At 76.8% G+C, this 24,749-nt stretch carries 13 protein-coding genes; 3 read left to right on the forward strand and 10 right to left on the reverse strand.

What is annotated here, in order from left to right:
- Window positions 1–237 precede the first annotated feature (237 nt).
- Window positions 238–1,200, forward strand: a complete 963-nt coding sequence (locus ACFVFS_RS16350) for a BTAD domain-containing putative transcriptional regulator (RefSeq protein ID WP_380624558.1) — start codon at window positions 238–240, stop codon at window positions 1,198–1,200.
- A gap of 396 nt (window positions 1,201–1,596) precedes the next feature.
- Complete coding sequence (locus ACFVFS_RS16355; protein WP_380624560.1) at window positions 1,597–2,127, forward strand: GNAT family N-acetyltransferase; 531 nt, start codon at window positions 1,597–1,599, stop codon at window positions 2,125–2,127.
- Here the strand turns inward: ACFVFS_RS16355 and ACFVFS_RS16360 are convergent.
- From ACFVFS_RS16360 to ACFVFS_RS16405, 10 genes are all read right to left on the reverse strand, one after another.
- On the reverse strand, window positions 2,100–2,606 hold the full coding sequence (locus ACFVFS_RS16360; RefSeq protein ID WP_380624562.1) for a MarR family winged helix-turn-helix transcriptional regulator: 507 nt from the start codon (window positions 2,604–2,606) through the stop codon (window positions 2,100–2,102). The genes ACFVFS_RS16355 and ACFVFS_RS16360 overlap by 28 nt on opposite strands.
- Before the next feature lie 82 nt (window positions 2,607–2,688).
- Window positions 2,689–3,672, reverse strand: a complete 984-nt coding sequence (locus ACFVFS_RS16365) for an RICIN domain-containing protein (protein WP_380624564.1) — start codon at window positions 3,670–3,672, stop codon at window positions 2,689–2,691.
- 493 nt (window positions 3,673–4,165) lie between these two features.
- Window positions 4,166–6,106 (reverse strand): N,N-dimethylformamidase beta subunit family domain-containing protein, encoded by a 1,941-nt coding sequence (locus tag ACFVFS_RS16370; RefSeq protein ID WP_380624566.1) that lies wholly within the window; start codon window positions 6,104–6,106, stop codon window positions 4,166–4,168.
- Window positions 6,103–7,572 (reverse strand): condensation domain-containing protein, encoded by a 1,470-nt coding sequence (locus ACFVFS_RS16375; protein WP_380624568.1) that lies wholly within the window; start codon window positions 7,570–7,572, stop codon window positions 6,103–6,105. The genes ACFVFS_RS16370 and ACFVFS_RS16375 overlap by 4 nt, the downstream gene beginning before the upstream one ends.
- Window positions 7,569–7,841, reverse strand: a complete 273-nt coding sequence (locus tag ACFVFS_RS16380; protein WP_380624570.1) for a hypothetical protein — start codon at window positions 7,839–7,841, stop codon at window positions 7,569–7,571. The genes ACFVFS_RS16375 and ACFVFS_RS16380 overlap by 4 nt, the downstream gene beginning before the upstream one ends.
- The gene (locus ACFVFS_RS16385; protein WP_380624572.1) at window positions 7,838–8,062 is read right to left on the reverse strand and encodes an MbtH family protein; all 225 of its coding nucleotides are present in this window, start codon (window positions 8,060–8,062) and stop codon (window positions 7,838–7,840) included. The genes ACFVFS_RS16380 and ACFVFS_RS16385 overlap by 4 nt, the downstream gene beginning before the upstream one ends.
- Window positions 8,063–8,103: 41 nt before the next feature.
- A complete protein-coding gene (locus ACFVFS_RS16390; protein WP_380624574.1) occupies window positions 8,104–11,124 on the reverse strand; it encodes an amino acid adenylation domain-containing protein in 3,021 nt (1,006 codons plus the stop codon).
- The gene (locus ACFVFS_RS16395; RefSeq protein ID WP_380624576.1) at window positions 11,121–12,668 is read right to left on the reverse strand and encodes a class I adenylate-forming enzyme family protein; all 1,548 of its coding nucleotides are present in this window, start codon (window positions 12,666–12,668) and stop codon (window positions 11,121–11,123) included. The genes ACFVFS_RS16390 and ACFVFS_RS16395 overlap by 4 nt, the downstream gene beginning before the upstream one ends.
- Entirely contained in the window at window positions 12,665–18,298 is a 5,634-nt protein-coding gene (locus tag ACFVFS_RS16400) for an amino acid adenylation domain-containing protein (RefSeq protein ID WP_380624578.1), read from the reverse strand. The genes ACFVFS_RS16395 and ACFVFS_RS16400 overlap by 4 nt, the downstream gene beginning before the upstream one ends.
- A complete protein-coding gene (locus ACFVFS_RS16405) occupies window positions 18,295–21,600 on the reverse strand; it encodes an amino acid adenylation domain-containing protein (RefSeq protein WP_380624580.1) in 3,306 nt (1,101 codons plus the stop codon). The genes ACFVFS_RS16400 and ACFVFS_RS16405 overlap by 4 nt, the downstream gene beginning before the upstream one ends.
- Window positions 21,601–22,038: 438 nt before the next feature.
- Here ACFVFS_RS16405 and ACFVFS_RS16410 point away from each other — a divergent pair, with 438 nt between their 5' ends.
- Window positions 22,039–24,567 carry an ABC transporter permease gene (locus ACFVFS_RS16410; protein WP_380624582.1) on the forward strand — a complete coding sequence of 843 codons (2,529 nt, stop codon included), beginning with the start codon at window positions 22,039–22,041 and terminating at the stop codon, window positions 24,565–24,567.
- Window positions 24,568–24,749 lie beyond the last annotated feature (182 nt).

Genomic DNA, 24,749 nt, shown 5'->3' on the forward strand with positions numbered 1-24,749 from the left:
GGGTTCCGTCATCCGCCACAGAGCGTGTCCGTCGGCGCGTGCAAACCGCGTGCAACCGGCGTGCATGACGCGTACACGAGGAGGAGAAGCCGGGTAGAACGGCGCTGGATCGTCAACGAAGTCTGCACACGGTCAAGCGTTTAGTCGCTGTTGAGTGGCCGTCTACGCGCAGAGAGCACGCTGCTCGCTCACGGTTGGAACAACCGGGAACACGAACGACATGGAAGGTGGCGCAGCGTGATCGGCAGCGCGGGCGGCGGAGCGGGCGGCAGATCCGGTGGAGTGGGCGGTCGGGCGGACGGAGCGGGTTGCCGGGCCGACGGCGGAGCGTACGGCGCGGGCGGGGCCTGGGAGTTGCGCGCCCTCGGCCCGCTGGAGATCCGGTTCGACGGCGGGAGCCTGCCGATCGGCGGCACCCGCCAGCGGGCGGTGCTGGCCACCCTGCTGCTCTCCCCCGGCCGCCCGGTGCCGGTCGGGCCGCTGATCGACAACGTCTGGGGCGGGCGGGAGCCCGCGAGCGCGCTCAACACCCTGCAGAGCTACGTCTCCCGCCTGCGCACCGCCCTGGCCCGCCCGGGCGACACCGGCGGATCCGCGCCGCACCTGCTCGGCGGCCCGTCCGGTTACCGGCTCGTCGTCCAGGACGACCAGCTCGACTACCGGCGCGCCGAGCGGCTCCTCGACGACGCCCGGACGTCGTTCGCCGCCGGCGACCCGGTCGCCGCCCATGTGTCGGCCCGGGAGTCGCTGGCACTCTGGCGGGGCCCCGCCCTGGGTGAGCTCCAGGGCCTGCCCGCGTTCCAGTGGGAGGCCGCCCGGCTGGACGAACTCCGGCTCGGCGCCGAACAGCTGGTCGCCCAGGCGGACCTCGCACTCGGCCGGTCGGAGGAGGCGGTGGCGCGGCTTCGGCGACTGGCCTCCGGCCACCCGCTGTGGGAGCAGCCGCAGGCGCTGCTGATGCAGGCCCTGTACCGCACCGGTCGGCAGGCCGAGGCGCTCGCGCTCTACCAGCGGACCCGCCGCCGGCTCGTCGACGAGCTCGGCATCGAGCCCGGCGCGGAGCTCGCCGGGGTCCACCGCGCCATCCTGCGCCAGGACCCCCTGCCGGAGCGGGTCCGGGAGTCCGCCCCGGGCGGGACGCTTGCCCGTTCGGGCAGTGTGGAGCGGCACGGCGGGGACTGTGCGGGCGACCCGCGTTGACACCCCTGTTGGTCTAGTCCACCGTAGTCGGAAGGCCGGGCTTCGAATCGCCTGAGGCCTGGTGAACGCGCTTGTCAGCAGCGCGAATTCACCGCGTCCCAGGTCCGCGCCCCCCGGCGGGCCCGGGACGCGGCGCTGTGGGGGCGGCCCCGGTCCCGCCGCGGGCGGGCGCCCCTCGGGGCCCGGCGGATCACCCCCTCGGCATCCGACGACCACTCAGCTCACCCATCGGAGAAGCGGCATGAGAAGAATCCGCCCCGCCCTGCCCGCCGACCGGGCCCGCGGCGCGATGATCACGACCCTCGCAACGGGGGCCGTGCACGCCGCCGACCGAAACGAACACGCCCGCCTGCTAACCGAGTTGGCCGCAGCCGAGCCGACCGGAACGGTGCGCGGATGACGGCGGCCACCGGTACGGAATCGGGCGTCACGGAGGCGGTCGTGTTCCGCCGGCTCGCGGAGGGCGACTGGGACGCCGTGGTGGAGCTGGAGGCCGCCGCGTACGCCGCCGACGGCCTCTCGGAGGGCCGCGAGGCGCTGTACTCCCGCGGCCAGGCCTCGCCCGACACCTGCTACGTCGCCGAACACGACGGCCTGGTCGTCGGCTACCTGCTGAGCCTGCCGTACCCGCTCTACCGGTGCCCGGACCTGAGCAGCCCGGAGGAGGCCGTCTTCGAGTCGGCCAACCTCCATGTGCACGACCTCGTCATCACCGAGGAACTGCGCGGCCGGGACCTCGCCCTGCGCTTCATCCGGCACCTGCGGGAGGAGGCGCGCCGGCGGGGCTTCGAGCGGATCTCGATGGTCGCGGTGCGCCGCACCGACATCCTGCTCACCCTGCTCGGCTACCGCGCGCACCGCGAGGTGGCCGTCCCGGAGTGCTACGGCGAGCGCGCCGTCTACATGTCGATGCCGGTCGACCGGTAGCCCCCGGCCCGCGCGGGGCCGGCGGCGCCCTGTTCGTACGCCTCGATGGTGCGGACGAACAGGGCGCGCTCCTCGGGCGCGAGCGGTTCGAAGGCGCGGCGCCAGGCGGCCGCGCCGTTGGCCAGCCAGCCCTCGATCGCCGCCCTGGTCTCCGGCTCCCCGGTGATGGCGACGATGGTGCGCCGCCGGTCCCCCGGATCCTCCCTGCGCTCCACCACCCCCTGCCGGCAGAGATCGCTCACCATCAGACTCACCGTCGTCGGCGCCACCTCCAACCGCGCCGCCAACCGGTTCACCGGCATCGGCCCGTCGAACAACAGGTACGACAGCATCGACAGATGACGGGGCGCCAGATTCGCCGAACCCAAAGCCTCCGGCACCGGCGTCCGCTTCAACCGCGCCGCCACCCTCGGCATCAGGAGCAGCATCGCGCGCACCGCCTCGTCCGCGCTCAGACCGTCCTCGGGCACCGTGGCCATCCGCCCCGCCCTCCTCTCCTCGCCCACACCGTACCGGACCGCCCCGCCGCCCCCGGCCGGGAGCGGTCGCCATCGCCGCTGGTCAGTACGCCTGGGGCGGGGCGGTGATGTCGGGGACGGACGTGGGGGCGGGCACCGCCTCGAAGCGGAACACCTGGCCGGACTCGGCCGGATCGCAGGCCAGTTGGACCACCGGGGTGCGGGCCGTCGTATCGGCCCCGCCCGGCACCGTCAGGCAGGAGCCGCTGTGCTGCGGCACGATCCGGAAGCCGCCGCCCGCGGCCGGCTCCAGGCGGAAGCGCTCCGAGATGCCGCGGCCGCCGCAGTAGTCGTCCGCCGCCGGAGCGGCCGGCCGGGTGCTGCCCTTGTCCACCCCGAGGCAGCCGTAGCCGAACACCGGGTGCAGCGAGCGCAGCCGGAACAGCCCGGCGTCCAGCGGCTCCAGGGAGTACACCGGGAAGGCCGCGGCGCAGTCCGCCTGGTAGACGTGGCCCTTGCCCTCGTCCTCGCGTTCGGAGAAGCACAGGCCCGAGGCGTCCGAGCGGATCCGGTAGGTGCCGGACGGCGGGGCGCCCGGGCCCGGGGCGGCCCGGTCCGCCGCCCCGTCGTCCGCCGTCAGCAGGTAGGCGCCGCCGCCCAGCAGGGCCGCTGCCGCGACAGCGGCGAGGGCGAGCAGCCGGGGTCCCGGTCGGCGCGCGGGAGGCGGCGGCGGTGCGGGGGCGGCGGGGTCCTCGTCCGGCTCCGGGCAGGGGCCTGTGGCGATCCGCTGCCACGCCGCGAGCCAGGCGCCGGTGTCGGCGTCCTCCCCGCAGGCCCGCAGGAAGGCCAGCAGCACCTCCTGCCTCGGCAGGGTGTCGCGCCGCAGCAGATCGGCCGTCGTGCTGCGCGGCAGCACCTCCCCGCGCTCGGCCGCGCGCTCCTCCAGCTGCCGGAAGGACAGCCCCGACCGCTCCTTCAGTTCCCGCAGCAGTGCGGCGAACTCCGCCGCGTTCCGGGCGTCCTGCGGCTTCCCTCCGCCCCGCCCCGGCTCCTTGCCCTCTGATCCGTCCCCGTCCCGGTCGCGCATGCGCCCGATCCTCCCCGAGCCGCGCCCGGCCGGGCAAGAGCACCTTCGGCCGACCTGACCGGCCGGTTCAACTCCACAGCGGTCCAGACCTGTTGCCCACCCGAGCCATCAACGGCACCACACCGGGAGACACCCCGTCAGCACCCGCAGCGGAGCTGGGAGCGCAGAAACGTTTCCGCACGCGCAGAAAGTCGGCCCGACCGACTTCCCACTCCACACCAGCCCCCAACTTCGAGGTGCGAGCGGCCCCGGCAAGCGCGGAAGCGCTTCCGCACGCGCGCAGAAAGTCGGCCCAGCCGACTTCCCACTCCACACCAGCCCCCGGCACGGCGGGTGAAGGAGCATTCCTCCGAAGCGGGAGCGACCCCGGCAAGCGCGGGAACGTTTCCCCACGCGCGCAGAAAGTCGGCCCAGCCGACTTCCCACTCCACATCAGCCCCGACACCGCGAGTGAGGGAACGTTTCTTCTTGGTGGGGGGAGTTCTTGTGGGTGTCAGCCGGTGGGGTGGGTGAGGAGGTGGCCGGTGGGGGTGGTGGAGAGGAGGTGGCCGGTGTGGGCGGTGAGGGTGCGGGTCGGGGGGAAGGGGGTGGTGGGGGTGAAAGGGGGGTCGGGGGTGGTGGTCGGGGGGCGGGTGGTCAGGCCGGTGGGGGTGGTGGCGTGGAGGCGGCCGCCCAGGACGGTGAGGGTGGTGGCGCCGGCAGCGCCGCAGAGCGGGCGCCAGGGGGCGTCCGGGTCGGTGGCGGGACGGTGGTGCAGGGTGTCGTCGTACGGGGTGACGGCGAAGAGGGTGCCGTCACACATCGCGAGGGCGGCCGTGCCGGGCGGAGTCCGGCCGACGGGCGTCCAGGGGGCCGGACCGGGGACGGGGTCGCGGACCAGGAGCCGGTCGTCCTCGGTGACCGCGAGCAGGGCGAGCGGGATCGGGCCGGCGGCCTCGCGCGGGGCGGTCAGGCAGCGGATCCGCGGCGCGGACGCCTGGCCCGCGGCCTGCGGGCACGGCGTCCACGGGAGGTTCTGGTCCGAGGGCTCCCGGTGCAGCAGGGTGGTGCCGTCCGCGGCCACCGCGAACAGCAGGCCCTCGCACGCGGCGAGCGCGCGGACGCCGTCCGCCCGGCCGACGGTGTGCCAGCGCGGCGCCGGGGCGGCGCCGCCGAGCCGGTCCAGCACGTTGCGGGTGATCCGGTCGACCACCGGATCACCTAGCGCCCGGCCCCAGTTGATGGTGGCCGCGTTGAAGACGGTGCCGGCGCCGAGCCGGAACACGCCCATCGTCGCCCAGCCGCCCTGCCCGTAGCGCCGCCAGTGCCGCAGGTCGGCGGTGGCGAGCACGGCGAAGGAGCGCGGCGTGCCGTCCCGCCCGGTGGCCCGCGGCACACCGGCGGACCAGTCGAGTTCGGCGGCGTCGGTCTCGTAGCCGAGCGAGCCCCGGGCGAAGCCGTCGCCGTCGGCGAGTCCGGTGCCCGCGAAGACCCAGTGGTCGGCGAAGCGGACGGTGTAGGACTCGCGGCCGATCACGGCCATGCCGTCGCCCCAGGCACCCGCGCCGTGGCGGAAGCTGACGCCGGTCATCCCGTTCTCGGGCCGCTCCACCGGGGAGCCGGACCATTCGACGGTGGCCCGGCGCGGGTCGGTGGCGGTGACCGGATCGGCGGCGGCCTCGCGGTGGCAGACCATCGAGCGGCCGCCGTCTGGCTCGTCCTCGATCCGGATCTGCCACCACGCCGTGTTGGCCGCGAAGAAGGCCAGGTTGCCGCCCCGGCGGGCGAACTCCTCGACGCTGTCGCGCATGCCGGCCGACCAGTACTCGTCGTGCCCGTTGACCACCAGCAGCCGGTAGCGGGCCAGGGCCTGCGCGAAGGACCGGTCGTCCAGGTCGAAGCCGGAGCAGTACTCGACGGGGTACCCGGCGCGGGGCAGCCAGCGAAGCAGCGGCTCCTCCCAGCGCTCCGGCGGCGGCCCGCCGCCGGGCGCGTCGAGCCGGGCCCGGACCGCGCGGTCGGGCTGCTCGGCGTAGTAGAGGCCGCGGCCGGGCTGGCCGGCCCGGTGGTAGGCGCGCCAGGTGGCGAACGGGACGGAGACGAGGATGCCCGAGCCGGCGCCGGGGCGGGCGGCCCGCACCACGAACCACACCTCGTGCTCGGCGTCGCGCTCGGGCGCCGACCGCTCGGGGCGCTCGTCGTGGAAGCTCGCCCGGTAGAGCGAGCTCGGCCAGTGCGCGGGGACGTCGAGGTCCCACCGGGTGACGCCGGCGAGCGCCGCCTTCAGCCGCACCTCCCCGCTCACCTCGTCGGTGACGACCACCCGGCCGCGCAGCGGACGCCCGTCCGTGCCCCGGGCGCCGAGCCGGAAGCGGAGCCGGCCGCCCTGGAGGCAGGAGGTCGCCTCGGCAGCCGCCAGCGGACGCGCGACGCCCCCGGCGCCGGCCGCCGTCACGGGGCCGTGTCCCGGTGGCCGGTGGCCTGGCCGGCGGCGAACCCGCCCAACAGGCCGGGCAGCGCCGCGAGCCGGGGCGGGGCGCCCGCGGCGGAGGCGACCACCACCTCCTCGATCGCCCGAAGATGGGCGTGGATCGCCGCCGGCGGCAGATGCGCGGTGTCGGCGGTGAGGGTGACGGTCAGCGCGGAGCCGTCGCCGGTGAGGTGGAGGCAGTACCGGCAGGCCACCAGCTCCTGGGTGGCCGGGAAGTCCAGCACGGTCCGCCGGCGCAGCCCGGACAGCTCCTCCGGGCTCGGCAACTCGTCGGCCGACAGCGGACGTTCGACGAGCCGCATGTCGTTGAAGCAGCAGTACGGGTGCACCTCGGTGCCGCGCTCGCGGGCGATCCGGGCGAGCAGGGCGTCCCACTCCACCGGGTCGTACGCGGCCGCCCGGTAGCCGGCCAGCGCGGCCCGCCAGGCCGTGGGAAGCAGGTCGGTGAAGACGGCGCCGCCGTCGAGGTCGGCGGGCAGGTCCAGGACGACCAGGGCGTCCTGGGAGAGCGTGCCGACCAGGTCGCGGTGGTCGGCGGCGGCCCGGTTCCCGGCGATCGGCATGACGGCCGCCGCCGGGTGGCCCCGGTCGGCGGCCACCAGCGCGGCCGCCGCGGCGAGCAGCACCGTGGAGCCGCTGACCCGGTGGACGGCCGCGAGCGCGTCCACCGCCCGGGGCAGCGCCGCCGACACCAGTCGCCCGGTCCAGAACCGGGGCGCGAGCGGTTCCGCCACCGGCTCGGGGAACATCGTCACCGGCATCCGCCGCAGGTCCGCCTCCCAGCGGGCCAGCGCCGCCGCGCCCCGGCGGCGCCCGGCGGGGCCGTGCTGCTGCCGGGCGAGGTCGTAGGGGGTGACGGCGACGGGGCGGCCCGCCGAGCCTCGGCGCACCAGCAGCCGCAGGTCGCGCACCAGTACCTCGGCGCCGTGTCCGTCCGAGGCGAGGTGGCACAGGGCGAACACGGCGTGGGTGATCCGTCCGGCGCAGCGCACCGCGCCGAACCGCACGGGCCACTCCCCCGTGTAGTCGAAGCGCCGCCCGGTGAGGCCCGCCAGCAGTTCCTCGGCGGCCCGGTCGGTGCGCGCGGGGTCGGGCTCGTCGCGCACCTCGACGGCGATCTCGCCTTCGGAGGCGAGCAGTTGGCCGGGTTCGCCGTCCTCGTCGAGGACCAGCCGGGTGCGCAGCGCCTCGTGCCGGCCGAGCAGCGCGGCGAGGGCGACGGCCAGCCCTGCCTCGTCGACGGGGGCGCCGCGGTCGGCGAGCGGGAGGATCCGGCCGAGGTTGAAGTAGTGGTCGTTGGGCGCGGTGCGGCCGATGGCGTGCCAGATGGCTCGCTGGCCCCAGGTCAGCGGGGCGCGGCCGGACCGGGCGCCGCCGAAGGGGACGGCCAGGGCCGTCGCGGGGCCCGCCGCGATGGTCGATCCGCTCATCCGGTGGGCTCCACGACGGCGGCGTGACCGTTCAGCCGGGCGGCGAGGGCGGTCAGGCCGCCGGAGTGCAGGGCGGGGTCACCGAGGTCGATCAGCACCTCGAACTCCTCCTCCAGGCCGTCGGCGAGCCGCAGCAGGGCGAGGGAGGAGACGCCGAGGGCGGTCAGCGACTCCTCGGAGTCGAGGAGGTCCGCGACGGTGAGCCCGCCGTCGGTGGCGGCGGACACCAGCTCGGCGAGCCGGTGGCGCAGGTCGGCGGGGGCGCTCACCGGGCCGCCTCCCCGGCCGCCGCGGCCTGCTCGGCGAGCCGGCGGCGCAGGCTGAGCGGGCGGATGTCCGGCCAGACGCGGTCGACGTGGGCGGCGCACTCCTCCTCGGTGCCGGTGAAGCCCTCGGCGCGCCAGCCGGCGGGCAGCGGGGATCCGGCGGGCCAGAGGGCGTGCTGCTCCTCGTCGTTGACGACCACCCGGTAGGGGGCTTCGGTGCTCATGGGGGCTTCGGCGCTCACGCGCGCTTCGGTGCTCACGGGGTTCACTCCTGACGCAGATCGGTGACGGCGGCGGCGACGCCGCGGGCGGTGGGGGTGTCGAAGAAGACGTCCAACGGGACGGCGACGCCCAGCTGCTGGCGGATCCGGGCGGCGATCGCGGTGATCAGCAGGGAGTGGCCTCCGAGGTCGAAGAAGTCCTCGTCGGGGCCGAGGTCGTCCAGCCGCAGCACCTCGCGCCAGATGGCGAGGACGGCGGCGGCGGTCGGGTCGCACTCCGGCTCCCCCGCCGGACCGGCGTCGACCGGACCGGGTCGCTCGACGGCGGGTTCGGGCAGGGCGCCGCGGTCCAGCTTGCCGTTGGGCGTGAGCGGGAAGGCGTCCAGGACGGTGTACGTGCCCGGCAGGACGGCCGCCGGGAGGGTGGCCGCGAGGTGGGCGCGCAGTTCCTCGGGCGCGGGTGCGGTCGGCCCGACGGGGACGAGGTAGGCGGCGAGGCGGCGGTCCCCGTCCGGGCCGTGCAGGGCGGCGGCGGCCTGGGCGACGGCGGGGTGCTCGGCCAACCGGGCCTCGATCTCTCCGAGTTCGACGCGGTGGCCGCGCAGCTTGACCTGGGTGTCGGCGCGGCCGACGAACTCCAGCCCGCCGCCGGGGCGGCGCCGGACGAGGTCGCCGGTGCGGTAGACCCGGGAGCCGGGCGGGCCGTAGGGGTCGGGCAGGAAGCGGCGGGCGGTCAGTCCGGGGCGGCCCCGGTAGCCGTGCGCGACGCCCGCGCCGCCGAGGTACAGCTCGCCGGGCAGCCCGTACGGCACGGGCTGCAGGCGTTCGTCGAGGACGTAGGCGCGGGTGTTGGCGAGCGGCTCGCCGATGCTCACCCGGCCGTCCGGGGCGGCGGGTTCGGCGAGGGTGGACCAGACGGTGGTCTCGGTGGGTCCGTAGACGTTGACCAGCCGGGCGGTGGCGGCGGTGAGGTCGGCGGCGAGCGGGGCGGGCAGCGCCTCACCGCCGGTGAGCGCGGTCAGACCTCCGGAGCGGGACCGCGCCAGGCCCGCCTCCAGCAGCACCCGCCAGCCGCTGGGCGTCGCCTGGACGTGGCCGACCTTCTCGCGGGCGATCAGGTCGAGCAGCGCGGGCCCGTCCCGGTGCGCGCCCTCGGGGGCGAGGACGACGCGGCCGCCGGTGATCAGCGGAAGCAGCAGTTCGACGGTGGAGATGTCGAAGGAGAGCGAGGTCAGGCCGAGCCAGCGGTCCTCGGGGCCGGCGCCGAGGTGGTCACGCAGGCCGCCGAGCAGGTTGGCGAGCGCTCCGTGCGGCACCTCGACGCCCTTGGGGGTGCCGGTGGAGCCGGAGGTGTAGAGGAGGTACGCGGGGTGCTCGGGCGAGGGTCCGGCGGAGAGCTCCACGACCGCGTCGGTGGGCGCCAGCTCGGCCGGGTCGAGGTCGCCGGGCGCGGCGGGCTCGCGGGTGATCCGCAGGGCGAGGCCGGAGTCGGCGCGCAGGAAGGCGAGCCGCTCGGCGGGGTACTCGGGGTCGAGCGGAAGGTAGGCCGCTCCGGACGCCAACACGGCCAGCACCGCCACGAGTTGGTCCCGGCCGCGCGGCAGCGCGATGCCGATCAGGGTGCCGGGCCCGGCGCCGTGCCGGGTGAGCGCGGCGGCGGCGTGCGCGACGAGGCGGGCGAGGTCCCGGTAGCGGTACGCGACGCCCTCGGCGACCAGGGCGACGGCCTCCGGCGCGGCGGCCGCGCGGGCGGCGAACAGCGCGGGGACGGTCGTCGCGGTGAGCCCGGGTCGCGGTGCGGGCGAGGCGAGCTGGGCGGCGCGCTCGTCGGCGCCGAGCAGCGGCAGGCCTCCGACCGGGGTGGCGGGGTCGGCGAGGGCGCCGTCCAGCAGGGTCGCGAAGTGGCCGGCGATCCGCTCCGGGGCCCCGGGCGCGAAGGCCTCCGCCCGGTACTGCAGGCTGATGTCCAACGCATGGTCGGAGTCGACGAGTTGGAGGTTCAGGAGGTTGCGAGCGGTGCCCGCGAAGCCGATCCAGCGGACGGTGGCGGCGAGGCCGGGGCCGAAGTCGGGCCGCGGCGCGCCGACGGGCCGGCGGCGGTAGCTGACGGAGAGCGGGGTGAGCGCGGTGCGCGGGGTGAGGCCGCGCACCGCCCGCCCCAGCGGGACGGCCCGGTGCGGGTAGAGGCCGCGCAGCCCGGCGCGCACCGCGAGCGCGTGCCCGGCGAACGGCATGTCCGCCAAGGGTGCGGTGAACAGCGGGAGTTCATTGACGGCGAGGCCGACGGCGAACGGCTCGCCGGGGCGGCGGACGGACAGCTCGACGGCGGTGGCCGACGTCGGGTTGCCGTAGCGCAGCAGCAGGGCGTGCCAGGCGGCGGTGAGGAGTTCGAAGCGGGTGACGCCCAGGCGCTCGGCGGTCGCGACGAGCGCGGCGTGCCGGGCGCCGTCGATCCGGAGACCGACCGAGCCCCCTGGGCCGGGCAGGGTGCCCGGGTCGGTGACGGTCCGCATCCCGGGCAGGAGCGGCAGGCCCGGCTCGCGCCACCGCTCGGCCCAGTACCCGGCGGCGGCCCCGGCGGACGGCTCGCCGACCGCCACCGCGCCGGACGGCGGGGCGGGCGCCTCGCCCCGGTGGGCGGCGGCGAGGTCGGCGACCAGTTGGTCCTTGGACTCGCCGTCGAAGGCCAGGTGGTGGGCGGCGACCAGCAGTACGTGCCGTTCCGCGGCCGTCCGGTACAGGGTGAAGCGGGCGAGCGGCCCGGCCGCGAGGTCGAAGCGGGCGGCGCTCTCGTCGGCGAGCAGCTTGTCGAGGTCCTCGGCGGGGCAGTCGACGGTCCGCAGCTCCGGCGCGGGCCCGGGCCGCACGGCGGGGCCGTCGGGGTCGATCCGCCCGGCGAGCACGGGGTGCCGCCGGACCACCCGGGCACAGGCCCCGGCGAGGGCGGCCGCGTCCAGCGGGCCGGTGAACTCCACGGTGACGGCGAGGTGGTAGGCGGCGCCGGCGTCGAGGGTCTGCTCGGTGAGCCAGACGCCGTGCTGGGCGGGGCTGAGGGGGACGGTCATCGGATGGCCTCGCTGGTGGTGGGGGTCTCGCCGGAGGTGGGGGGCTCGCCGGAGGCGGAGGGCAGATCGGGGCCGTCGCCGGTCACCAGGCGGCGCAGTTCCCGCTTGAGCACCTTGCCGCCCTCGTTGCGCGGCAGCGCGTCGCGGTACAGCACGGTGGCGGGCAGTTCGTGCGCGGCGAGGTGGCCGAGCAGGAAGCCGCGCAGCGCGGCGGCGGTCGGCGGCTCGGCGCCCGGCACGGGCACCAGCACGGCGGCGACCACCGCGCCGAGCACGGGGTGCGGGACGCCGAACGCGGCGGCGTCGGCGATCAGCGGGTGGGCGTGCAGGGCGTTCTCGACCTGCAGCGTGGACACCTTGTGGGCACCGGACTTGACCACGTCCTTCTCCCGGTCGAGCAGGTGCAGGAAGCCGTCGGCGTCGATCCGGCCGAGGTCGCCCATCCGCACCCACGCGCCCTGGAACACCGTGCCGTCCCGCTCGCCGAGGTAGCCGCGCGGCGCGGTCGGCGAGCGCAGCCACAGCTCGCCCGCCTCGCCGGGCGGCAGCGGCCGGCCGTCGGCGTCGGTGATCCGCAGGTCGGCGAGCGAGGCGGGCGCGCCGGGCGAGTCGGGGTGCCCGGGGTCGAACAGCAGGGTGATCTGGGCGGGCGCGGCCTCGGTGGAGGTGTAGTAGTTGGCGATCTGGGCCCGAGGGAAGGCCCGGCTGAGCGCGAGGGCGACGGGCTGCGGCAGCGCGGCGGCGGTGGAGCCGACCAGCCGGACGCCGTCCAGGTCGGCCTTGGCCAGGGCGGCCGAGGCGAGCAGTTCGATCGCCATGGCGGGGACCAGGAAGACGCTGCCGATGCCGTGTTCGGCGATCAGCCGGACGAACCGCAGCGGGGTGAACTGCGGTGCGGCCACGCAGGTGGCGTGCGCGTTGAGCGCGTTGACCAGCATGGTCTGCCCGGCGTTGGTGCCGACCGGGAAGGCGTGCAGGAAGGCCCGGGAGTGGCGCAGCGGGCGGCGGCGCTCGTCGAGGGTGCAGCCGTACACCAGGTTGGCGTGGGTGGCGGTGACCCCCTTGGGGGTGCCGGTGGTGCCCGAGGTGTAGAGGATCTGGGCGGGCGCACCCGGGTCGGCGGGCGGCAGGTCCGGCTCGGCGGGGTGGCCGACGGCGTCGGCCTCGGTGAGCGCGCGCACCGCGGAGACGTCCGGCGCGCCGCCGGTGTGCAGCAGCAGCGCCGCGCCCGAGTCGGCGAGGGCGTGCGCGGTGACGGCGGGGGCGAGCCGGTCGGAGAGCGGGACGGCGACGCCGCCGGCCCGCAGCACGGCGAGGTGGGCGACGGCGTAGGCCGTCCAGTCCGCGGTGCCGTGGCGCAGGCCGACCCGGTCGCCGGGGCGCAGTCCGGCGGCGCGCAGGGCGGCGGCGAGGGCTCCGGAGCGGGCCTGCCAGGCGCCGAAGTCCAGCCGGTCGGCGCCGTTGACGACGGCGGTCCGGTCGGGGTGGGCGGCGGCCCGGTGGGCGAGCAGCTCGGGCAGGCTGGTGGGGACGGCGCGGTTCACACGGCCTCCCGGGTGCCCTCGGAGGAGCGGCGGTCGGCGGAGCGGACGTCGGCGGAGCGGCGGTCCGCGGCCCGGGCCGCGGCGGCGCGGGCGCGTTCGCGCAGGCCGACCAGGTCGTCCGGCTCGGCGTCCGGCACCTCGCGGTCGAAGCGGGCGAGCGCGGGCAGCCGCAGGCCGACGGCCACCAGGACGAGCATGGCGAGCCCGAACAGCACGTACATCAGCGCGATGCCGCGCCCGGGCCCGGTGCCGATCAGCGGGCCGAAGACCGGGGCGAGCGCGCCGTCCGGCTCCATCAGCGGGCCGAACAGGGCCGAGCCGAGCGGGGCGATGACGCCGTGGCCGAGCGGCAGGGTGGACCAGGCCACCAGGGTGTTCAGCGCGAAGACCCGGCCGTGGAACCGCTGCGGGACCTTGACCTGGACGATCGTCGAGTAGACGCCGTTGACCAGGGAGAGCGCGAAGGACATCCCGAACGCCCCGGCGGCGATCACCCAGAGTCCGGCGTGCAGGCCGGTGACGGCGCCGGCCAGGGCGAGCACGGCGGCCAGGCCGAGCATGCCGCGCAGCCGGTGGCGGCGCGGTCCGCCCCAGAAGCCCATGGCGATGCCGCCGAGCAGGGCGCCGGCACCGCCGGCGACGGCCACCCGGGCGGCGCCGTCGAGGTCGGAGAAGGCGAGCACCATCGGGGTGGTGAGCAGGAACAGCGGGGAGAGGAAGACGTTCAGCCCGGCGAACCAGAGCAGCATGGAGCGGAAGCCGCGCTGGCGCCAGGAGTAGCCGAAGCCCTGCTTGATCTCCTCGACCAGCGGCTCGCGCCTGGTCCACGGCAGGGTGCGCGGGAAGCGCACCGCCAGCAGGATGCCGACGGCGATCGTGTAGCTGACCACGTCGATGATCAGGATGCCCCGCAGGCCGATCGCGGCCAGCAGCGCGACGGAGACCAGCGGGACGATGAACTGCGCCGCGCCGAAGGCGAGCTGGACGACCCCGTTGGCGTGGCCCAGGTACTGCTTGGGGACGATCTGGGGCACCGCGGAGGCGTAGGCGAGGCGTTGGAAGGTGAGGGCGACGGAGAGCACGCCGAGCAGGACGTAGACCTGCCAGGAGTGCAGCTGTCCCGCCAGCAGCAGGGCCAGCATGGCGGCCTGGGTGGCGCCGGCGGCGACGTCCCCGGCGAGCATCACCCTGCGCCGGTCCAGCCGGTCGACCAGGGCGCCGGCCAGCGGTCCGACGACGATGCCGGGCAGCATCGCGATGACGGCGTAGAGCGCGTACCGGGCCATCGAGCCGGTCTCCAGCAGGATCCAGATCGGCAGCGCGAACTCGGTGAGCGCCGAGCCGGTGATGGAGACCAGTTGCCCGGCGGCGACGGCCAGGAAGCGGCCCATACTGGGCTGCGGCCCCTCCGCGGCGGGCTCCTCCGCCGCCGCCGACTCCTGCTGCGCCGGTTCGCCGGTCTCGCCGTGGAACCACCAGGAGCTGTCCGGTCCGCGCGCGGGCAGGGCGCCGGTCTCCCCCGCGAGGACGGCGCGGTGCACGGTGGTGACGGCCTCGACGACCTCCGCCGCGCGGTACTTGACGAAGAAGTGGCCGCCCTGGTCGAGCACCGCGACGGCGGAGCGCTCGGCGAGCAGCAGCCATTCGCGGTACCGCTCCTGGTAGAAGTCGGCGGCCGGGTCGTGGTCGCCGACCAGCGAGACCAGCGGGGCGCGCAGCCGGGGCGCTCCGGCCGCGACCTCCGCGATGGCGCGGGTGAAGTACGCCTCGGCGGCCTTGGAGTCGCGGCGCATGTTGCCGACGATGAACCGGACCTGCTCCTGGTCGAGTTCGGAGGTGTCGACGCCCATGCCGGTGAGCCAGTTGAGGTAGACCCGGTCGCCGAGCAGCGGTTCCAGGGCGGCGATGCCGCTGAGCGCGGTGAGCACCCTGCTGCGGGGCTTGGCGAACGGGAACTGGGCGCCGGCGTAGACGGCTTCGAGCTCCCGGCCGGAGGCCTCCAGCAGGCGGGCGGTGGCGACGGCGAGGGCGGTGCCGACCCCGCAGTGGCCGTAGACGACGACCGGCCCGTCCACCCGCTCGCGCACCTCGGCGGCCAGCTGCTCGGCCAACTCGTCGAAGGGAAGGTGCTGTTCGGTGACGCCGATGTCGTGGCCGGGGATCGCGACGGCCCACAGTTCGGTGTCCGCGGGCAGCAGGTCGGCGACCGGCTGGTAGACGACGGCGCTGCCGCCGCCGTAGGGGACGCAGACCAGGGTGAGCCGGCGGCGCTCGGCCGGGACGGGCCGGGTGAGCCGGTGCAGCAGCCGGCGCGGTCCGCGGTCCCGCTCGTCGAGCGCGGCCAGGGCGGCGAGGTCGCGCACGGTGCGGCAGGTGAAGAGGTCCATCACGCTGACCGGGCGGGCACCGGCCTCGGTGAGCCGCTTGCGGGCCTTGGCGACGACCTGGGTGGCGAGCAGCGAGTGGCCGCCGAGGTCGAAGAAGTCCTCGTCGGTGCCGACCTCGGGCAGGCCGAGCACCTCGGCCCAGATCTCGGCGAGCACCCGCTCGGCCTCGGTCGCGGGCTTGGCGGCCCCGGCGTCGCGGCGTACCCGCGGGGCGGGCAGGGCGCGGCGGTCGAGCTTGCCGTTGGGGGTGAGCGGGAGGGCGGGCAGGACCGCGAAGGCGGCGGGCACCTGGTGGTCCGGCAGGGTCCGCTTGAGGGCGGCGCGCAGGGCGGCCGGGTCGGGCTCCTCGGCGCCGGGGGCGGCGACGAGGTAGCCGGTGAGCCGCTTGTCGCCGGGCCGGTCCTCGCGGACGACGACGGCGGCGTCGGCGATGCCGGGCTGGGCCCGCAGGGCGGCCTCGGTCTCGCCGGGTTCGATCCGCAGGCCGCGGATCTTGACCTGCTGGTCGATCCGGCCGAGGTGTTCGAGGGTGCCGTCGGGGCGGCGGCGGGCGAGGTCGCCGGTGCGGTAGAGCCGGGTGCCGGGCGGACCGTAGGGGTCGGGGACGAACCGGGCGGCGGTCAGGCCGGGGCGGCGGTGGTAGCCGAGGGCGACGGCGGTGCCGCCGATGTGGAGTTCGCCGGGGGCGCCGGGCGGAACCGGCCGCAGGGCGGAGTCCAGCACGTACAGGCGGGTGTTGTCGATCGGCAGGCCGATCGGGACGGTGCGCAGCGGGCCCTCGCACTCCCAGGAGGAGACGTCGACGGCGGCCTCGGTGGGCCCGTACAGGTTGGCGAGCGCGCAGCCGGCCAGGCGGGTGGTGAACTCCCTTGCGGTGTCGGGCGGCAGGGCCTCGCCGCTGCACACCACGCGGCGCAGGGTGGTGCAGCGCTCGATGCCGTCCTCGGCGAGGAAGACGGTGAGCATGGCGGGCACGAAGTGGGCGACGGTGACGCCGGCCCGCACCACCAGGTCGCGCAGGTAGCCGGCGTCCTTCTGGCCGCCGGGCTTGGCGAGGACGATCCGGGCGCCGGTGATCAGCGGCCAGAAGAACTCCCAGACGGAGACGTCGAATCCGGCCGGGGTCTTCTGCAGGACGCGGTCCTCGGGGTCGAGCCGGTAGGCGTCCTGCATCCACTGGAGGCGGTTGGCGATGGCCCGGTGGGTGTTGGGCACGCCCTTGGGGCGGCCGGTGGAGCCGGAGGTGTAGATCAGGTAGGCGGTGTCGTCGGGGGCGGGCCCGGCGGGCAGCGGGGTCCGCGCGCGGACCTTGGGCCATTCGGCGGGGTCGTCGAGGAGCAGGACGCGGGCGGCGCAGCCGTCGGGGACGGGCAGCCGGCGCTGGGTGAGCAGGACGGGGGCGGCGCTGTCGGCGAGCAGGAAGGCGAGCCGTTCGGCGGGGTAGCCGGGCTCCAGCGGGGTGTAGCCGGCGCCGGTGCGCAGCACGCCGAGCAGTCCGGCGACGAGTTCCGGCGAGCGCTCGGCGCTGATCGCCACCAGGCTGCCGGGACCGACGCCCTCGGCGGCCAGCCGGACGGCGATCCGGTCGGCGGCGGCGTCGAGTTGGCGGTACGTCAGGGCCGCGCCGTCCTCGAAGGCGACGGCGACGGCGTCGGGGGTGCGGGCGATCTGCTCGGCGACCAGGGCGGTCAGGGTGGTGGCCGGCCGGGCGGCCGCGGTGTCGTTGAACCGCTCGACCTCGAAGGCGCGTTCGGCCTCGGGGAGGTCGTCGAGGGTGGACAGCGGGGCGTCCGGGCGGTCGGCGATCGCGGCGAGCAGCCGGGCCAGGTGTTCGGCGAGCCGGGCGATGTCGGCCTCGGCGAAGAGGTCGGTGTTGTAGTTGAAGGAGCCGAGCAGGCCCTGCGGCCATTCCTGGAGGAACAGCTCCAGGTCGAACCGGGTGCCGCTGGCGCGCACGCCGAACGGCTGGACGTCGAGCGGCAGTCCGCCGGAGCCTTCGGCCTCGCGCTGGACGGCGTAGTTCTGCACGGCGAGGACGGCCTGGAAGACCGGCGGGCGGCTGACGTCGCGGGGAACCTTGAGCTCGGTGACCAGTTGGGCGAAGGGCAGCTCCTGGTGGGCGTAGGCCTCCAGGCAGGTGTCGCGGGTGCGGCGGAGCAGCTCGGTGAACGAGGGGTCGCCCTCCAGCCGGGCGGGCAGTGCCAGCACGTTGACGAACATGCCGACCAGTGCTTCGAGTTCGGGTTCGGGTCGGCCGGCGATGGGCGAGCCGACGGCGAAGTCGCGCTGGCCGCTGAACCGGGCGAGCAGGTTCTGGAAGGCGGCGAGCAGCACCATGTAGACGGTGGCGTCGTGCCGGGCGCCGAGGGCGGTCAGCCGGTCCAGCAGCGTGCGGTCGACCTCGAAGCCGTAGCCGGCGCCGTCGAAGGTCTGGCGCGGCGGGCGGGGGGCGGCACAGGCGAGTTCGAGGGGTTCGACGCCGGCCAGCTCACGGGCCCAGTGGGCGACCTCGGCGGTCAGCCGGTCGCCGCTCAGCCGCTCGCGCTGCCAGATCGCGAAGTCGCCGTACTGGACTGCGAGTTCGGGCAACGGGTCGGGGTGTCCGGCGGCGTGGGCGGCGTAGCCGCGCAGCACCTCGCCGAGCAGCACCTCGCTGGACCAGCCGTCGCTGACGCTGTGGTGGACGACGAGCAGCAGCACGTGGTCGTCGGCGGCGAGCCGGATCAGGTGGGCGCGCAGCAGCGGGCCGTGCTCCAGGTCGAAGGGGACGGCGGCGGCCTCGTCGACCAGCCGTTCGGCGTGCTCGGCGCCGTCGGCCTCGGCGAGGGTGAGGTCGGCGGGGCCGGGCGGGTCGATCTCCAGCAGCGGGCGGCCGTCGTCGGTGGCCGGGTAGCGCGAGCGCAGGGTCTCGTGGCGGGCGACGGCGGTGTCCAGGGCGCGGCGCAGCGCGGGGACGTCGAGCGGGCCGCGCAGCCGGCGCACGACCGGGATGTTGTAGGCGGCGGTGCCGGGGGCGAACTGCTCCATGAACCAGAGCCGTTCCTGGGCGTAGGAGAGCGGCACGGGCGCGTCGGCGGCGCGGCGGGCGATCGCCTGCCGGGGGGCGGTGCGGCTCCGCAGGCGGCGGCTGAGCAGTTCGCGCTTGGCGGCGGTGAGCCCGGCGGAGGTCCCTGCGGAGGTCCCCCCGGCGGTTCCCGCGGAGGAGCCGGAAGGGGTGGGGGTGGGGGCGGTGTCGGTGCTCATGACGGCGTTGCGGTCCCTTCCAGGGCGTCCTGCGCGGCGAGCAGCTCCTCGGCGGCGTCGTCGGACAACGCGTCGAGTTCGGCGACCAGGGCGGCTTCGACGGCGTCGGCGAAGGCGGCCACCGTGCGGTGGGTGAAGAGGGTGCGCAGCGGCACGGCGAGGTCGGCCGCGGCGCGGATGCGGGCGACGACCCGGGTGGCGAGCAGGGAGTGGCCGCCGAGGTCGAAGAAGTCGTCGTGGACGCCGACCCGGTCCAGGCCCAGCACGTCCTGCCAGACCTCGGCGACCAGTTCCTCGGCCTCGGTGCGCGGGGCGAGGTAGCCGGCGCGCAGCTCGGGGCGGGTGTCGGGGTCGGGCAGTGCGCGGTGGTCGAGCTTGCCGTTGGGGGTGAGCGGCAGCGCGGCGAGGACGAGGACGGCATTGGGGACGAGGTGGGCGGGCAGGGCGGCGGCGAGGTCGGCGCGCAGCGCGGCGGGGTCGGGAACGGGCGCCCCGGGCGAGGTGTCCGGCACGACGTAGCCGAGCAGCCGGTCCGCGCGGGCCAGCACGGCGGCCTGGCCGACGCCGGGCCGCGCGAGCAGCGCCGACTCGACCTCGCCGGGCTCGACCCGGTAGCCGCGCACCTTCACCTGGGCGTCGATCCGGCCGAGGAACTCCAGCGCGCCGTCGGCGCGGCGGCGCACCAGGTCGCCGGTGCGGTAGCGGCGGGCGCCGGGCGGCCCGTCCGGGTCGGGCCCGAAGGCGCGGGCGGTGGCGCCCGGGCGGCCGAGGTAGCCGTCGGTGACGCCGGCCCCGCCGATCACCAGCTCGCCTGGGGTGCCGGGCGGCACGGGCCGGCCGTGGCGGTCGAGCACGGCGACGGTGGTGCCGCCGATGGGCCGGCCGATCGGGGGGCGCCGGGCGGTGTCGGCGGCGCCGAGCTCGGCGGTGGTGGCGATGACGGTGGTCTCGGTGGGCCCGTAGGAGTTGACCAGCCGCACGGTGTCCCCGAACCGGGCGCGCCAGGCGGCGACGGCCTCCGGGCGGACCTGGTCGGCGCCGAGGACGAGCAGTCGCAGGCCCGCCGGCCAGGGAGTGGCGTCGAGGTCGGCGACCAGCTGGTGCCAGTACGGGGTCGGCAGGTCGAGGACGGTGAGGCCGGCGGCGGTGGGCTCGGCGAGCTGGTCGGGCAGCGCGGCACCGGCCTCCGCGACGACCAGGGCGGCGCCGGCGGCGAGGGCCGGGAACACCTCCTCCGCGCAGGTGTCGAAGGAGAGCGAGGCGTACTGCAGGACGCGGTCGGCGGCGGTGAGCCGGTAGCCCTCGCGCATCCAGGCGACCCGGGCGGCGAGCGCGCGCTGCGGGACGAGCACGCCCTTGGGGGTGCCGGTGGAGCCGGAGGTGTAGACGAGGTAGGCGGGGTCGTCGGGCCCGGTGGCAGCGGCGGGGTCCACCGACGGGGCGTCCGCTCCCCCGGTCGCCGGCAGCACCGGCACGGCGGCGGGCAGCCCTTCGACGGGCGCGCCGTCCGCCGTGACCAGGGCGGTGGCGCCGCTGTCGGCCAGCATGAAGGCGAGCCGGGCGGCCGGGTACTCCGGGTCCAGCGGCAGGTAGCCGGCGCCGGCCCGCCAGGCGGCGAGCATGGCGACCACGGCGTGCGGCCCGCGCGGCAGGCAGAACGCCACCAGGTCCCCGCGCCGCACCCCGGCCGCCGCCAGTCGCGCGGCCAGCGCCCGGGAGGCGGCGGCGAGTTCGGCGCGGCTGAGGCGCGTGTCCCGCGCCTCGACGGCGGTGGCGCCCGGCAGCTCCGCGGCCGCCCGGTCGATCGCGTCGAGCACGGTCGCCGGGTGCGCGGGCAGCGCGGGCCCCGCCGAGCCGGCCGCCGCCTCGGCGCGCTCGTCGGCGTCGAGCAGCGGCAGCAGGTGCACCGGGGTGTCCGGGGCGGCGAGGGCGGCGCGCAGCAGGGTGTCGAAGCGGCGGCCGAGCCGCACCACCCACGGCTCGTCCAGCAGGTCGGTGCGGTAGCCGAAGACGGCCTGCAGGTCCTCGCCGTCCGGGCGGACGTCCAGGGCGAGCTCGAACTTGGCGGCGGTGTGGCCGCCGTCGGTCTCGACGCAGTCCAGGTCCGCGAAGGCGTGCCCGCCGAGCGCGCCGCCGTCCTGGGTGTGCACGGTGAGCAGGGTCTGGAAGAGCGGAGTGCGCCCGGGGTCGCGGTCGGGGCGCAGCTCCTCGGCGAGCTGCTCGAACGGCACCCGGCCGTGGCCGAGCGCGCCGAGCCAGTCGGTGCGGACGCGGCGCAGCAGGGTGTCGAAGGTGGGGGCGCCGGCGAGGTCGGCGCGCAGCACGAGCGCGGAGGAGAAGTAGCCGACGGTCCGTTCGCTGTCGACGGTGGTGCGGGCGGCGGTGGGCACGCCGACGCAGAAGTCGTCCTGGCCGGTGCAGCGGTGCAGCAGGGCCTGGTAGGCGGCGGCCAGCACCATGAACGGGGTGAGCCGGCGGGCGCGGGCGAAGGCGTCGAGTTCGGGGCCGAGGCCGCGCAGGATCCGGGTGTGGAAGGCGCCCGCGCTGCTCGGTCCGGCGGGCCGGGGCCGGTCCAGCGGCAGGTCGAGGGCGGGTGCGCCGGTCAGCCGCCCGCGCCAGTGGGCGAGCGCCTCGGCGGCCTCCGGCCCGGCCAGCCAGGCGCGTTCGGCGGCGGCGTGGGCGGCGTAGGAGGGCGGGGCGGGCAGCTCGGGCGGGGGGTCGCCGGCGCGGTGGGCGGCGTAGCGCTCGGCGAGTTCGGTGCGCAGCAGGCCGAGGCTCCAGCCGTCGGCGACGATGTGGTGCAGCACCAGGCAGAGCACGTGCTCCCGCTCGCCGGTGCGCAGCAGGGCGGCGCGCAGCAGGGGTCCGGCGGCGAGGTCGAAGCCGCGGTTGACGCGCTCGGCGAGAGCGGCGGCCACCTCGTCCGCCGACCGTCCGCGCAGGTCGGCGAGGTCGAGCGGGACGAGCCCGGGCGGGTCGGTGACGGCGGCGGGTCGGCCGTCCTCGGCGGGGAAGCGGGTGCGCAGCGCCTCGTGCCGGGCCACCGCGCCGTCGAGGGCGGCGCGCAGCGACTCCGTCGAGGGCTCGCCGGTGAGGCGCAGCACGAGCGGGATGTTGTAGGAGGGGTCGCCCGGGTCCAGCTGGTCGAGGAACCAGAGCCGCTCCTGGCCGACGGTGAGGGCGGACGGCGCGGGCCGCCCGGTGTCCCGGGCAGGTTCGGCGGTCAGGCCGGGAGCGGCGGTCAGGGCGGGTTCGGCGTTCCGGCCGGGTTCGTGGACGGACTCCTGGGTGGATGTGGGCATGACACTCCTCGGCACTCGCCTCGCGGCGGAACGGCGGTAACTCGGACAGCGCCCGGCCACATGCCCGCAGGGTGGGAGGGAGTAGCGCGCTCGGCGGATCGGCGGCGGGCCCCCGTATGGCCGCCGCGACGTCGATCATGCTAGGAAGCCCCCGCGCGGAGCGTCAATGGTCTGGACCACCTTGACTGCTGGGGCCACGGTGACCAATGGGACGAGCGGGGACGCCCCGGGACAACCGACCCCGGTCGGGGGCGGCGTACCTCCCGGGGAGGAGGAACACGGTCCCGTCCTCCGCCACCGGAGTGATCATGAACGCGACCTTCCGCCGATCGGACGGGCCCGACCCGGCCCCTAGGCTCGAAGCCGATCACCGCGAACACCGCCGGTGACCAGCGACAACGGGCCGGCCACCGGCCGTTCGACGACAGACCGGGAACGATGACCACCTACCGCCACACCCTCGCCGAGCTCCGCGGGCAGCTGCGCCAGCTCCTCCTCAGCGGAGCCGCCATCGCCCTCGGGGTGGCCTTCCTCATCGCCTCGGTCAGCGGCAGCGGCGCCCTGGTCGACTCCTTCAGCCAGTCCGCCGCCGCCGAGGTCGGCCCCGGAGACGTCCAGATCACCCGCCCGCTCGCCGGCGGCGGACTCGACACCGCCGCCGCCGAGCGCGCCCGGCAGGTGCCCGGGGTCGCCGCGCTCGCCCCCCGCCTCACCGGCCGCGGCGGGCTGCTGACCGCCGACGGCCGCCCGCTCGACGGGGATGCGGCGGTCAGCGCCGTCGCCGCCGACCCCGCCCTGCGCTGGCAGCTCCTCAAGTCCGGGCAGTGGCCCGCCGGGCCGGGCGAGGTGCTGCTCGACGCCGACACCGCGCAGCGCCTCGGCGTCCGCCCCGGCGCGGACGTCCGGCTCACCGGGGCCGACGGCGCCCCCACCACCGCCCGGCTCACCGGCACCCTCGACGGCCGCGGCGCACCCAGCCTCTCCGGACACCCCGTCATCGGCGTCCCCGAGAACGCCGTCGGCCGGTACGCCGCCGGCGCCGCCGCGGAGCAGCTCGACCTGCGCCTGTCCCCCGGCACCTCGGCGACCCGCACCGTCGACGCCCTGCGCGAGGCGCTCGGCAGCGGCGGCGGCCCCGCCCCCGAGGTGCACACCCGGGAGGCCTCCGTGCAGAAGGCCACCCGGGCGAGCGGCACCCTGTACGGCGTGGTGCTGGTCGCCGCGCTCTCCTTCGTGCTGATCGCGCTCGCGGTCGCCCGGATGGTCGTCGGCAACACCTTCACCGTCGTACTCGCCCAGCGCACCCGTCAGCTGGCGCTGCTGCGCTGCATCGGCGCCGACCGCACCCAGGTCCGCCGGATGATCCGCCGGCAGGGCCTGCTGCTCGGCGCGGGCGCCTCCACCGCCGGGGTCCTGCTCGGCCTCGGCGTCTGCGCCGCCGGCCAGGCCGTCGCGGCCGCCGCCGACCTCGGCCCGGTCCACCTCTCGCTCGCCCCCTCGCCGCTGGTCTGCGCCCTCGCCGCGCTGTTCGGCGTCCTGCTCACCCTGCTCGCGGTCCGCGGCCCCGCCAAGGCCGCCTCCGCCGTCCCCCCGATCGCCGCGCTCGACGCCGGCGGTCACGGCACGGCGGGCGGCACCGGCACCGGCGTCCGGGCCACCGCGTGGGCGGTGTTCCTGCTGGTGGCGGGCGCCGCGCTGGTGGTGGCCGGCACGCTCGCCGCACCTCCGCTCTCGCTGCTCGCCGTCACCGTCGGCGCCATCGCGAGCTTCTTCGGCGTCCTGCGCCTCGCCCACCGGCTGCTGCCCGCCACCGTCGCCCTGCTCGGCGCCCCGGCCCGCCGCCTCGGCGGCACCGCCGGACGGCTCGCCACCCAGCAGCTGCGCCGCAACCCGCTGCGCACCGGCGCCACCGGCTCCGCACTGCTGCTCGGGGTGACCATGATGGTCGGCGCGGTCACCGCGCTGGAGATCACCTCCAACTCGCTGGTGCCCCTGGTCTCCGCCCGCCAGCCCGGCGTGTTCTCGGTGACGAGCGCCGGGGGGAGCGGTTCGGGGAGCGCCGGTGGAGGCGCCGTGCCCGCCGGGGCGCTCACGGCGCTCACCGGGGCGCGCGAACTCTCCGTCACACCGGTCCGCTCCGCGACCGTCCGCGTCGACGGCCGCGACGTCCTGGTCGCCGCCGCCGACCCCGCCCGGCTCAGCCCCACCGCCGACGACCTCGACCGTGCCCGAGCCCTGACCGACGCCACCGCCCTCGGCGGCCTCGACGACGGCCGCGCCCTCACCGCGGCCGGCGCCGCCGGCCGCCCCGACACCGCCCTGCGCGTCGAACCCGGCCGCAGCCCCCTCCCGTTCGCCCTCCAGAGCGGCGCCACCCTGCTGGTCACCCCGGCCACCCTCGACCGGATCGCGCCCGGCGCCCCCGCCACCACCGTCTGGATCACCCCCGCCCCCGGCGCCGACCGCCCCACCGCCCGCCGTGCCATGGACCGCGCCCTCGCCGCCCACCCGGGACTCACCGTCACCGACACCGCCGCCCAGGCCGAGAGCCTGCGCTCGCTGCTCGACCGGATGATGCTGATCTCGATGGCCCTGCTCGGCTTCTCCGTCGTCATCGCCGGCCTCGGCGTCGCCGCCGCGCTCGTCCTCAGCATCAGCGAACGCTCCCGGGAGATCGGCATGCTGCGTGCCATCGGGATGACCCGCACCCAGCTGCGCCGGATGCTCACCCTGGAGGCCCTGCTGCTCTCCCTCGCCACCGCCCTGCTCGGCACCGCCCTCGGCCTCGGCTACGGCTGGGCCGGAGCCCGCTCCGTCACCGCCACCCTCGGCACCCTCGGCGGCCCGCCCGTCCTCCCCGTCCTCGGCGCCATCGTCCTCACCGTCCTCACCGGCCTGGCCGCCGCCGTCCTGCCCGCCCGCCGCGTCGCCCGGATGACCGCCGTCGCCGCCATGCGCACGACGTAGGACGCCGCACCGGACGAAGGCCTCCGCCGCGCTGCGGCACCTCGGCATCGCCGCCCACACCGCCGGCCGCCTCGACGAGGCCCGCGAACGGCTGGAGGAGTCCACCCGCCTGCGGAGGGAACTCGACTTCCTGCCCGGCGCGGCCGCCAACCTGGTCGGCCTCGGCCACCTCGCCGCCCAGC

The organism is Kitasatospora sp. NPDC057692 (genome assembly GCF_042799475.1).
GTDB lineage: Bacteria > Actinomycetota > Actinomycetes > Streptomycetales > Streptomycetaceae > Kitasatospora.

What these genes read in the sequence shown, in the direction of transcription:
- ACFVFS_RS16355 (WP_380624560.1), top strand. Translation starts at nt 1,597, where the DNA reads ATGACGGCGGCCACCGGTACGGAATCGGGCGTCACGGAGGCGGTCGTG.
- ACFVFS_RS16360 (WP_380624562.1), bottom strand. Translation starts at nt 2,606, where the DNA reads ATGGCCACGGTGCCCGAGGACGGTCTGAGCGCGGACGAGGCGGTGCGC.
- ACFVFS_RS16365 (WP_380624564.1), bottom strand. Translation starts at nt 3,672, where the DNA reads ATGCGCGACCGGGACGGGGACGGATCAGAGGGCAAGGAGCCGGGGCGG.
- ACFVFS_RS16375 (WP_380624568.1), bottom strand. Translation starts at nt 7,572, where the DNA reads ATGAGCGGATCGACCATCGCGGCGGGCCCCGCGACGGCCCTGGCCGTC.
- ACFVFS_RS16385 (WP_380624572.1), bottom strand. Translation starts at nt 8,062, where the DNA reads ATGAGCACCGAAGCCCCCTACCGGGTGGTCGTCAACGACGAGGAGCAG.
- ACFVFS_RS16390 (WP_380624574.1), bottom strand. Translation starts at nt 11,124, where the DNA reads ATGACCGTCCCCCTCAGCCCCGCCCAGCACGGCGTCTGGCTCACCGAG.
- ACFVFS_RS16400 (WP_380624578.1), bottom strand. Translation starts at nt 18,298, where the DNA reads ATGAGCACCGACACCGCCCCCACCCCCACCCCTTCCGGCTCCTCCGCG.
- ACFVFS_RS16405 (WP_380624580.1), bottom strand. Translation starts at nt 21,600, where the DNA reads ATGCCCACATCCACCCAGGAGTCCGTCCACGAACCCGGCCGGAACGCC.
- ACFVFS_RS16410 (WP_380624582.1), top strand. Translation starts at nt 22,039, where the DNA reads ATGACCACCTACCGCCACACCCTCGCCGAGCTCCGCGGGCAGCTGCGC.